10 protein-coding genes, 1 pseudogene and 1 riboswitch are annotated in these 9,993 nt (G+C 69.1%); of the genes and pseudogenes, 5 read left to right on the top strand and 6 right to left on the bottom strand.

Annotated features, from left to right (window positions below; translation table 11 throughout):
- Positions 1-209 precede the first annotated feature (209 nt).
- Entirely contained in the window at positions 210-1,151 is a 942-nt protein-coding gene (locus O2L01_RS21160) for a C40 family peptidase (protein WP_270124023.1), read from the bottom strand.
- Between the two features lie 8 nt (positions 1,152-1,159).
- A riboswitch (cyclic di-AMP (ydaO/yuaA leader) is annotated at positions 1,160-1,330 on the bottom strand.
- A gap of 205 nt (positions 1,331-1,535) precedes the next feature.
- On the opposite strand from O2L01_RS21160, the gene O2L01_RS21155 reads away from it, so the two are divergent.
- The 3 genes from O2L01_RS21155 to O2L01_RS21145 all read left to right on the top strand — a co-directional run bounded on the left by O2L01_RS21155 (position 1,536) and on the right by O2L01_RS21145 (position 2,429).
- Positions 1,536-1,895 (top strand): metal-sensitive transcriptional regulator, encoded by a 360-nt coding sequence (locus tag O2L01_RS21155; protein WP_270124022.1) that lies wholly within the window; start codon positions 1,536-1,538, stop codon positions 1,893-1,895.
- Positions 1,896-1,924: 29 nt separating this feature from the next.
- Complete coding sequence (locus O2L01_RS21150) at positions 1,925-2,137, top strand: heavy-metal-associated domain-containing protein (RefSeq protein ID WP_270124021.1); 213 nt, start codon at positions 1,925-1,927, stop codon at positions 2,135-2,137.
- 91 nt (positions 2,138-2,228) lie between these two features.
- A complete protein-coding gene (locus O2L01_RS21145; RefSeq protein ID WP_270124020.1) occupies positions 2,229-2,429 on the top strand; it encodes a hypothetical protein in 201 nt (66 codons plus the stop codon).
- Between the two features lie 114 nt (positions 2,430-2,543).
- Here the strand turns inward: O2L01_RS21145 and O2L01_RS21140 are convergent, their stop codons facing one another.
- Genes O2L01_RS21140 through O2L01_RS21130 form a run of 3 tightly spaced genes read right to left on the bottom strand, consistent with a single transcriptional unit; the run spans position 2,544 to position 6,321 of the window.
- Complete coding sequence (locus O2L01_RS21140; protein ID WP_270124019.1) at positions 2,544-3,491, bottom strand: sugar ABC transporter permease; 948 nt, start codon at positions 3,489-3,491, stop codon at positions 2,544-2,546.
- Positions 3,488-5,035 carry an ABC transporter permease subunit gene (locus O2L01_RS21135; protein ID WP_270124018.1) on the bottom strand — a complete coding sequence of 516 codons (1,548 nt, stop codon included), beginning with the start codon at positions 5,033-5,035 and terminating at the stop codon, positions 3,488-3,490. The genes O2L01_RS21140 and O2L01_RS21135 overlap by 4 nt, the downstream gene beginning before the upstream one ends.
- Positions 5,036-5,085: 50 nt before the next feature.
- A complete protein-coding gene (locus tag O2L01_RS21130) occupies positions 5,086-6,321 on the bottom strand; it encodes a sugar ABC transporter substrate-binding protein (protein ID WP_270124017.1) in 1,236 nt (411 codons plus the stop codon).
- Between the two features lie 154 nt (positions 6,322-6,475).
- On the opposite strand from O2L01_RS21130, the pseudogene O2L01_RS25765 reads away from it, so the two are divergent.
- Positions 6,476-7,477, top strand: a pseudogene (locus tag O2L01_RS25765) (LacI family DNA-binding transcriptional regulator).
- Between the two features lie 14 nt (positions 7,478-7,491).
- Positions 7,492-9,051, top strand: coding sequence for a glycoside hydrolase family 13 protein (locus O2L01_RS21115; RefSeq protein ID WP_270124014.1), 1,560 nt, complete (start codon positions 7,492-7,494; stop codon positions 9,049-9,051).
- Between the two features lie 49 nt (positions 9,052-9,100).
- Here the strand turns inward: O2L01_RS21115 and O2L01_RS21110 are convergent, their stop codons facing one another.
- Positions 9,101-9,520, bottom strand: coding sequence for a hypothetical protein (locus O2L01_RS21110; RefSeq protein ID WP_270124013.1), 420 nt, complete (start codon positions 9,518-9,520; stop codon positions 9,101-9,103).
- Positions 9,521-9,631: 111 nt separating this feature from the next.
- Positions 9,632-9,841, bottom strand: a complete 210-nt coding sequence (locus O2L01_RS21105; RefSeq protein WP_270124012.1) for a DUF397 domain-containing protein — start codon at positions 9,839-9,841, stop codon at positions 9,632-9,634.
- Positions 9,842-9,993: the final 152 nt, after the last annotated feature.

Genomic DNA, 9,993 nt, shown 5'->3' with positions numbered 1-9,993 from the left:
CGGCGGGCGGCACCGGCCGGGACCTCCGCTTCGACTGGGAGTTCCGCGCGCCCGAGGCGGCCCGCACGGGTCTCTCTACTATGAAACGCAGTCCCCGACGGCGGTATCGGCGCATTGCGGGTCAGCAGCAGGGTCAGCAATCGGAACCGCCGGTGCCGCCGCCGGGGAGTCTTCCCGGGCCGTGAAGGCCCGGACGATGCCCTTCCCCGCTAGGGGCGCCCGTAGCCGACGATGCTGCCGCCGTAGTCGATGTCGACGATCTTCACGACCGTGGTCGAGTTCGGGGCGTGGATGATCTCGCCGTCGCCGATGTACATGCCCACGTGCGCGAGGTCGTTGTAGAAGACGAGGTCGCCTTCCTGGAGCTCGTCGCGGGAGATCCGCGCGGTCTCGTCCCACTGCATGGCGGCGTTGTGCGAGAGGCTCACCCCGGCCGCGGCCCACGCCTGCTGCGTCAGCCCCGAGCAGTCCCACGAGTCCGGTCCGGCGTCGCCGTACACGTACGGCTCGCCGAGCTGGTCGACGGCGAACGCCACCGCGGCGGACGAGCCCTCGTAGTCGTACTCGGTCTGCGAGGGGTGCTCTTCGGCGTAGGCGTCGTCGTAGTCCTCTTCGAGGTCGTCGATCTCGGCCTCGATCTCGTCCTGCTGCTTCTCGATCTGGCCGAGGATCTCGTCGGCGCTGTCCTTGAGCGTCTGGAGTTCCGCGCGGCGGTCCTCGAGCTCCTGGATCTGCGCCAGGTTCGCCTGCAGCGCCGCGTTCTCGGACGAGGAGAGGCTGTCGAGGTACATGAGGCGGTCGGCGAAGTCGGCGGGGTCGCCGTCGAGCACGGAGTTCACCATGGCGAAGTCGCCGCCGGCGTATGCCGAGGCGGCGTACTGGTCGAGCGCCTCGTTCGCCGCGGCGGTGGACGCCTCGAGCGCGGGGAGCTGCGCCTCGATCTCGTCGATGAGGGCGTTCGCGTCGTCGAGCTCTTCGCGCTTGGCGTTGTAGTCCTCGATGACCTTCTCGAGGTCGTCGTGGCGCTGGTCGATCTCGTCCTGGATCTCCTCGCTCGACTGCGCGCTGGCGGCGGAGGTCGTGAACAGGGTCGCGGTCACGGGGAGCAGGGCTGCGGCCGCGAGGGCGGCAGTGATTCGCCGGGTACGCACCAGGGAGGCGCTCCTTCCTTTGGCCGCCTACCGGGTTAGCTGTCGGGTTCGGGCGGAAGGAAGGGTCGCCCTACGCGCCCGAGGACGCGATTCACCCCGTCGGCTCTGCGTGGAAACGCCGACTGCTGGTTCCCCGGTTCGAAGCAGGCTGGGGCCCGTCGATTCGGCGGTGTCGCGCGGCGGGCGGCGGGGTGCCCCCGAGTTTCCGGTGCGACGCGTTCACGTTAGAGGCCCTTGTGGCCCTTGACAAGGGCGGGGGGAGAATTTTTCGCACAATGGCACGGAATACTACGGGCCGCTGCACCTGGCTGACAAGCAGTTGCCGAGATACCCCTTAGGGGTATATGATGGCGGCTGGAGGACTGAGCACCTGAAAGGCGCGACATGAGCGAGCAGACCGACCGCACCGGAGTCGCCGGCGAGACGCCCCCGGCACCGCAGGCGCCCGGCCACGACGACCACTACTGGTACCACGGGGACAAGGCCGCGCTCACGCGCCGCCTCAAGCGCATCGAGGGCCAGATCCGCGGCATCCAGCGCATGGTCGACGACGACCAGTACTGCATCGACATTCTGACGCAGATCTCGGCGTCCACCAAGGGCCTCCAGGCCGTGGCGCTCAACCTCCTCGAAGGCCACCTGGCCCACTGCGTCGCCGAAGCGCAGACCTCGGGTGACCCGACCGCCGCCGAAGCCAAGGTCAAAGAGGCCTCGGACGCGGTGGCCCGACTGCTCAGAACCTGAACACCCACCACCGGACCGAAGGAGCCGACATGGAAACCGTGTACGAAGTCAAGGGCATGACCTGCGGCCACTGCGCTGGCAGCGTCACCCAGGAGATCAGCGCCCTCCCCGGCGTCGAGAACGTCGACGTCGCCCTCGAGACGGGCGAGGTCACCGTCAAGAGCGCGGCCGCCCTCACCGTCGACCAGGTCCGCGAGGCCGTCGACGAAGCCGGCTATGAGCTCGTCGGCGTCGCGCGGTAGCCAACCCCGACAAGGCCCTGAACCCCCGTTCACCGGGTGTTCAGGGCCTCGTCGTTGCCGCCCTCCGGACCGCCTGAAGTACAGTCGGAGCATGGCTGTCTCCGACGACGAACGTATCGGCTCCGACGACCTGCGTGCTGTGGAGCTCGACGAGGACTTCTCGGTGCTCCCCGACCAGACCTCCGACGACACCGACCGCGGCTGGGGCGAGGCCCCCGCCCGGCGCCCCCGCAGGTCCGAGTTCTCGGTCCGCGACCTCGACCTCCTCGCCGAACGCCCCCCGCACTGGTAGGCGCGCACGCGAAAAGGCCCGGACCCCGGAGAGGGAGGCTCTCCGGAACCCGGGCCTTCGGCGTCCGCTGCCGGTGCGGCCGCCGGTGTGTCGAGCAGTGGTCGCTCGCAACCCCTAGCCCTTCACGGCTCCGCCCGTGAGGCCGGAGACGATGTAGCGCTGCAGGCTCATGAACACCGCGACCGTGAGGATCGAGGTGAGCAGGGTGCCCGCGGCGAAGATCCCGAAGTAGCTCGCCGGCGAGTTGTCCGCCGTCAGCGTCTTCAACCCCACGGCGAGGGTCATCTCGGGCCGGTCGGTGAGGAACAGCGACGCGAGGATGAAGTCGTTCATGGTGCCCACGAACGCGAGGATCCCCGAGATCGCGATGATCGGCGCCGCGAGCGGCAGGATCATCCCGAAGAAGATCTGCGCGTGCGTCGCCCCGTCGATCGTGGCGGCCTCGTCGAGCTCCTTCGGGATCGTGTCGAAGAAGCCCTTCATGAGCCACGTCGAGACGCCGAGCGCCCCGCCCATGTACACGAGCATGAGCCCCAGCTTCGTGTTCAGGCCCGCAACGGGGTAGAACTCGCCGATGTTCCCGAAGATCAGGTACAGCGCGACGACCGCGAGGAACGCCGGGAACATCTGGATCAGCAGCAGGAACAGCAGCATCGGCCGCCGCCCCTTGAACCGGAAGCGGCTGAACGCGTACGCGGCGAGCGACGAGATGAAGATCGAGACGAACGCCGCCGGGACCGCGATCACGAGCGAGTTCAGGAACCACCGCCCGAACGGCACGTTCGGGTCGGTGAACAGCTTCTGGAAGTTCCCGAACCCGAACGAGGTCGGCAGGAGGCTCGTCGAGGAGAGCGTCCCGTTCGGGTTGAACGCCACCAAGATCACGTACACGATCGGCACGAGCCCGAACGCGAGCACGGCCACGGCGATGAGGTGGCGCCACCCGAACTCGCCGGCCCATTTCACGAACGGGTTGCGGCCCTTGCGCTTGACCGCGCCTCCGCGCGTCGCCGCGTTCCCGCGGTCCACGGCGTCTTCACGCTGCACTGCTGGAGCGGTCATGAGTACACGTCCTCCTGGTTGCGGGTGAAGCGGAACATGACCGCGGACATCGTGGCCACGATGAGGAAGATGAACACGCTGATGGCGCTGGCGAAGCCGTAGTCGGCGGTGGTGGCGCCGAAGGCCTGCCGGAACGCGTAGGTGATGAGGAGGTCGGTGCCGCCGACGGCGTCGCCGGCGCGGAAGGGGCTGCCGCCGGAGAGCAGTTCGATCGCGTTGAAGTTGTTGAAGTTGAACGCGAACGAGGAGATGAGCAGCGGCGTGAGGGCGATGAGCAGCAGCGGCAGGGTGATCTTGCGGAAGGCCGTGAGCCCGGTGGCGCCGTCGATCTTCGCGGCTTCGAGCGAGTCCGAGGGCAGGGCCTGGAGCGCGCCGAGGCAGATGAGGAACATGTAGGGCCAGCCGAGCCAGGTGTTCGCGATGAGGACCATCGCGCGGGCCGACCAGGTGCCGCCGTACCAGTTGACGCTGAGGCCGAACAGGTCGTTGACGAGCCCGAAGTCGCGGTTGAACATCTGGGCCCACACGAGCAGCATCGCGAAGGACGGCATGGCGTACGGCAGGATCATGAGGGTCCGGTACACCTTGGTGCCGCGCATCGAGGGCTTGTTGAGGGCCATGGCGGTGCCGAGGCCGATGGCGAAGGTGAAGAGGACGGATCCGGCGGCGAAGAGGACGTTCCAGGTGAAGATGCCGAGGAACGGGCCGCGGATGTCGGGGTCGGTGAGGACGCCGAGGTAGTTGTCGGCGCCGATGTTCACGCGCCAGCCCACGAGGGCGGCCTCGCCGTCCTCGGTGAGGAAGGAGCCTTCCTCGTTGTCGGCGTACCAGACCGTGCCGGTGGCGGTGTCGGTGATGCAGTCGCAGCCGGCGTCGTAGGAGCGGGTGGAGGTGCCTTCGAACGCGGAGAGGCCCTGCACCTTGATTCCGGAGTCGTCACCCGTGGGGACGGCCAGTTCGGTGAGCTCGGCTTGGCGCTCGTTGAGTTCGGCGAGGTCCCACACCGTGTACCCGGGGGCGGCGGTGATGCGCCCGGCGGCGTCCACGGTCGCTTCGGGCAGTTCGGCGAGGCCCTCTTCGGTGCCGGCCCAGGTGGAGCCGTCCCGCTGGTCGGTGAGGAGGAGGGTGAGGTCGCCGGTGGAGGATTCGCCGACGGAGAAGAGGTAGGTGGCGCCGCCGGGGGTCTGCTGGACGCCGGCGGCGATGATCGCCTCGACGGCCTGGTCCTTGTGGACCCGGTGCCCGTCCCCGTAGTTGGAGAAGGAGGTCCCGACGGTGAGGAAGACCGGGAGGATCTGGAAGGCGATGAGCAGCAGCGTGCCGGGGACCAGGTATTTCAACTGGATCGCGCGGCGCTGCAGGTAGACGTAGTAGACGACGGCGACGATGGCCGCCTCGAGGCCGAGGCCCCACCAGGCCTCGGCCGCGATGAGCGGCAACGCCGCCCAGACGGCCAGCGCGGCGACCACCGCGAGTACCGCGATCTTGATGATCAGGCCCGCGGCGGTGGCGGAGCCGGCCGTCCGGGAGGGTTGTTCGAGCACCGTTCGTTCGTTCCTTCGCTGGTCGGAGGTGAGCGGGAGGGCGCTGGGGGCTAGGCGCCGACGGCGTCGCGGATGGTCTGCGCGGCGGTGGCGGCGGCCTCGGCACCGGTGGAGGCGCCGTCGATCGCGTCGGCCTCGGCGCGGCCGAAGGGCTCCCAGACGGCGTCCATGGCGGGGATGTTCGGCATGGGGACGGCGTTCTCGCCGGCGGCGGCGAAGCCCTGGGCGTCGGCGCTGCCGGCGGTGTAGGTCTCGGCGGCGGCGGTGAGCGCGGGGACGCGCCCGCCGGCTTCGGCGAGCTTCAGCTGCAGGTCCTCGGTGAGCACGTAGTTGGAGACGAACTCCTGCGCGAACACGGCGTTCTTGGCCTTCGAGGAGACGTAGAAGCCCTGGACGCCGAGGAACGGCGCGGCCGGGCCCTGGCCCGCGAAGCCGGGGATGGCGGTGACCTCGTAGTTGAGGCCGGCGCCCTGGACGTCGGTGAGCGCCCACGGGCCGGAGATGAGGAACGCGGTCTTGCCGTCGACGAAGAACGGCGTGCAGTTCGTGGCGTCGTAGGTGGTCTTGAGGACGCCGTCCGCGCCGAGCTCGGCGAACTTCTCGAACGCCGCGACGCCGCCGGGGGAGTCGACGCCGACGTCCGTCGGGTCGAGGGTGCCGGTGCCGTCGTCCTTGAACAGGTAGCCGCCCATGGAGGAGAACAGCGGGTAGGCGTTGTAGGCGTTGCCGTTGACGCTGACCTCCATCATGACGACCTCGTCGGTGCCCGCGGCCTTGCCGGCCTCGACGAGCTCCTCGAACGTCGCGGGGGCCTCGGGGGCGAGGTCGGTGTTGCGGATGAGGGCCAGGTTCTCGAGGGCGTAGGGGACGCCGTAGACGTTGCCGTCCACGGTGAAGGCCTTGACGGCGGTCTCGTTGAGGGAGGCCTGCTGGTCGGCGGTGAGCGTGATGTTGGCGACCGCGCCGGCGCCGGCGTACTGCCCGGCCCAGTCGTGCGCGCCCACGACGATGTCGGGGCCCTGGCCCTGCTCGGTGGCGGTGAGGTAGTCCTCGCGGAGGGTCTCCACGTGCTCCTCGACGGTGACCTTGACGCCGACCTGCTGCTCGAAGTTCTTCACGAACTCCTTGAGCACGGGGGTGCGGGTCTCGTCGGCCCAGATGACCAGTTCGCCCGAGAACTCGGGGGCGTCGCCGCCGGCCGTGTCGCCGTCGTCCGAACCGCAGGCGGCGGCCGCGCCGAGGGCGGCGGCCGAGACGGCGGTGATACCCAGGGTCCTTCTGCGCATGTCTGTTCTCTCCTCATTGAGGGGCCCCGGGGGCGGGGGCCGGTGACCGGGGGCTCGCGCCCCGAACTTCCTCGAAGGTTAGCAAGATGTTTCAGAAACAGGAAACCCTTGCAACCAAACTGTTGCCAAATTTCAGATAGGCTACGCTGTCATCATGCGGCTTCGACTCTCTGACATCGCCCGGCAGGCCGGGGTCAGTGAGGCCACGGTGTCCCGGGTCCTCAACGACAAACCCGGCGTCGGTCAGCAGACCCGACAGTCCGTCCTCACTGCCCTCGACGTGCTCGGATACGAACGCCCCCAGGCGCTGCGCAAGCACGCCATCGGCCTCATCGGCCTCGTCGTGCCCGAACTCGAGAACCCGATCTTCCCGCTCTACGCGCAGACGATCTCCAATGTGCTCGCCGGCTCCGGCTACACCCCCGTCCTCTGCACCCAGACCCCCGGCGGGGTCTCCGAGGACGAGTTCGTGGAGATGCTCCGGGAGAGGGCCGTCGCCGGCATCATCTTCGTGTCCGGCCTCCACGCCGACACCACCGCGAGCACCGAGCGCTACCAGGAGCTCAAGGACAAACGCCTCCCCGTCGCATTCGTGACCGGCCACCCCGAAGGCGTCCAGGCGGCCTCCTTCTCCTGCGACGACGTCGTCGCCGCCCGCATCGCCGTGGAACACCTTGCAGGCCTCGGCCACGAACGCATCGGCCTCGTCTCCGGCCCCGACCGGTACTAGCCCGTGCGCCGCAAGATCTCCGGATACCGCGCCGCCATGCAGCACGTCGGCCCCGAACTCATCGAGCTCACCCTCTTCGGCGAGCAGGGCGGCCACGCCGCCGCCTCCCGCCTCATCGACCGCGGCGCCACCGCCGTCGTCTGCGGCTCGGACATGATGGCGCTGGGAGCGATCCGCGCCGCCGAAGAACGCGGCATGAACGTCCCGCACGACTTCTCCGTCGTCGGCTACGACGACTCGCCCCTCATCGCCCACACCAACCCCCCGCTCACGACCGTGCGGCAACCGGTCCGCGACATCGCGACCGCCGCCGCCCGGGCCCTGCTCGACGAGATCGCCGGGCAACCCACCCCGTCGTCGGAATACCTGTTCCGACCCGAACTCGTCGTACGCGGTTCCACCGGTGCGGCACCCCGAGAAGACTGAAAGGCCTTGCAGCGATGAGTGAACAGTGGTGGCGCGACGCGGTCATCTACCAGGTGTACCCGCGGTCGTTCGCCGACGCGGACGGCGACGGCATGGGCGACCTCGAGGGTGTCCGCAGCCGCATCCCGTACCTGGCGAAGCTCGGCGTCGACGCCATCTGGCTCTCGCCGTTCTTCGCCTCCCCGCAGAACGACGCCGGCTACGACGTCTCGGACTACCGGGCCATCGAACCGCGCTTCGGCGACCTCGACGACTTCGACCGGATGCTCGAAACCGCCCACGAGCACGGCATCCGCCTCATCGCCGACCTCGTCCCGAACCACACCTCCTCGGAGCACGAGTGGTTCAAGGCCGCGCTGGCGGCGGGCCCGGGTTCGCCCGAGCGGGCCCGGTACTGGTTCCGCGACGTGGACCAGGCGAATCCGGATGTGCCGCCGAACAACTGGCAGTCGATCTTCGGCGGCCCGGCGTGGACGAAGACCGACGACGGCCAGCAGTGGTACCTGCACCTCTTCGACTCCACGCAACCCGACCTGAACTGGGAGAACCCGGAGGTCCACGAGGAGTTCCAGTCGATCCTGCGGTTCTGGCTGGACCGGGGCGTGGACGGGTTCCGCATCGACGTCGCGCACGGCATGGTGAAGGCCGAGGGCCTGCCGGACACGGGCGGGGACGGCACGATCGAGATGATCGGCACGACCCTGGCGCCGTTCTTCGACCAGGACGGCGTGCACGACATCTACCGCACGTGGCGCCCGATCATCGAGGAGTACGACGGGGACCGGATCTTCGTCGCGGAGGCGTGGACGGACTCGGCCGAGCGCCGCGCCCTCTACCTGCGCCCCGACGAGCTCCACCAGGCGTTCAACTTCGACCTCGTGCTCGCGCCGTTCAGGGCCGCGGACTTCCGCAAGGCGATCGACGCGGAGATCGCGAACAACGCCGGCGTCGGCGCCCCCTGCACGTGGGTGCTCTCCAACCACGACGTGCAGCGGCACGTGACCCGCTACGGCGGCGGCGCCCAGGGCCTGGCCCGCGCGAAGGCCGCCACGCAGCTCCTCCTCTCCCTCCCCGGCGTCGTGTACGTCTACCAGGGCGAGGAACTGGGCCTCAACGAGGTCCTGGACCTGCCCGCCGAGGTCCGCGAGGACCCGACGTTCTTCCGCACCAACGGGGAGCAGATCGGCCGCGACGGCTGCCGCGTCCCGCTCCCGTGGACCCGCGAGGGCGCTTCGCTCGGCTTCGGCACGGGCGGCTCCTGGCTCCCGCAGCCCGCGGACTGGTCGGGCCTCTCGGTGGAGGCCGAGGACGGCGTGGAGGGCTCGACGCTCGAGTTCTACCGGGCCGCGATCAACCTCCGCAAGACCTTGCGCGGCAGCGTCACGGGCCTCACCTGGCTGGCCGACCCGGGCGACGAGGCGTTCGCGTTCGACAACGGCGCCGTCGTCTGCGTCGTGAACTTCAGCGACGAGCCCGTCCCGGTCGCCGGCTACGGCACCGAAGTCATCCTCGCCAGCACCCCCTTGGAGAACGGCACCCTCCCGGCCGGATCAACGGTCTGGTTCAAGAAGTAGCCCGAGCGAAAGCGGGGCGGCAGGCCGATGGCCCGCCGCCCCCGCTGCGTCATCGGGTCCGGTGGTACGGCGGCGCCCACGTGCGGGCGACTTCCGCGATGAAGCGCTGCCAGTCCGCGTCGCGCAGCAGTATCCGGTAGACGGGCACCTCGGTCGAGTACCCGTTGGCGTGCACGACGAACAGGCGGTCGTCCCAGACGGTGAGCCGGTCGGTTGGGTGGAGCGCGACCGAGAACGGGCCCGTCTGGGTGTGGCTGCGGATCCGGACCGGAGTGACCTTGACGAGCGCGAAGCCGCGGAACACGAAAACCAGCACGACGGTCACGCTGAACACGGCGCTGATGCCCGAGAACAGTTCGAACCAGTCCCCGCTGCGGTAGCCGGAGATCGCGCTGGCGACGCCGAACGGTCCGATGAAGCCCGAGAGGACCAGTGGGAACCAGAGGGCGACACGCACATTGAACGTCATCGTCCACATCTACCAGTTTCCGCCCCGATCCGGTGTCCCCGGTTTGCCGGAGGGCACGCGAAGGGCCCGGCCGCAATACGCGGCCGGGCCCTCGTTTACTTGCGGGCCTTGCTAACGGCGCTCGCCGGACTTGACACCGGCAAGGAAGGCCGACCAGTCACCGGGGTTCACCAGCAGGTGCGGGAACTCGCCCTCGGTGGGCAACTTCGAGTCACGAACAGCGACAGCCGAAACCAGCCCGGCCACTTCCACGCACTGGCCGTTGCCGGAGTCAGAGCTTCGGCTCGACTTGCGCCAGACCGCACGGTTCAGCTGGGCCATCTGACTCGCGGGTTCCGGGCTCATTCCTCACTCGTCCCTCAACCTGCTCTTGAAGCGCACGGTCCGCAACGACTATCTGCGCTCGCTGGGCACCCTCGGCCTCCCGGTGCTTTCCGCGCCCGTCATCGACAAGCGGGTCGCGCGCTTCTGCC

The organism is Glycomyces lechevalierae (genome assembly GCF_027622945.1).
Taxonomy (GTDB): Bacteria; Actinomycetota; Actinomycetes; order Mycobacteriales; family Micromonosporaceae; genus Glycomyces; species Glycomyces rutgersensis.
Note: the sequence above shows the minus strand (reverse complement) of the source record. Positions and strands in the feature narration are given on the sequence as shown.

Excerpts from the sequence above, each read along its gene's own strand:
- O2L01_RS21155 (WP_270124022.1), top strand. The coding sequence starts at position 1,536 with ATGAGCGAGCAGACCGACCGCACCGGAGTCGCCGGCGAGACGCCCCCG.
- O2L01_RS21150 (WP_270124021.1), top strand. The coding sequence starts at position 1,925 with ATGGAAACCGTGTACGAAGTCAAGGGCATGACCTGCGGCCACTGCGCT.
- O2L01_RS21145 (WP_270124020.1), top strand. The coding sequence starts at position 2,229 with ATGGCTGTCTCCGACGACGAACGTATCGGCTCCGACGACCTGCGTGCT.
- O2L01_RS21140 (WP_270124019.1), bottom strand. The coding sequence starts at position 3,491 with ATGACCGCTCCAGCAGTGCAGCGTGAAGACGCCGTGGACCGCGGGAAC.
- O2L01_RS21130 (WP_270124017.1), bottom strand. The coding sequence starts at position 6,321 with ATGCGCAGAAGGACCCTGGGTATCACCGCCGTCTCGGCCGCCGCCCTC.
- O2L01_RS21115 (WP_270124014.1), top strand. The coding sequence starts at position 7,492 with ATGAGTGAACAGTGGTGGCGCGACGCGGTCATCTACCAGGTGTACCCG.
- O2L01_RS21110 (WP_270124013.1), bottom strand. The coding sequence starts at position 9,520 with ATGACGTTCAATGTGCGTGTCGCCCTCTGGTTCCCACTGGTCCTCTCG.
- O2L01_RS21105 (WP_270124012.1), bottom strand. The coding sequence starts at position 9,841 with ATGGCCCAGCTGAACCGTGCGGTCTGGCGCAAGTCGAGCCGAAGCTCT.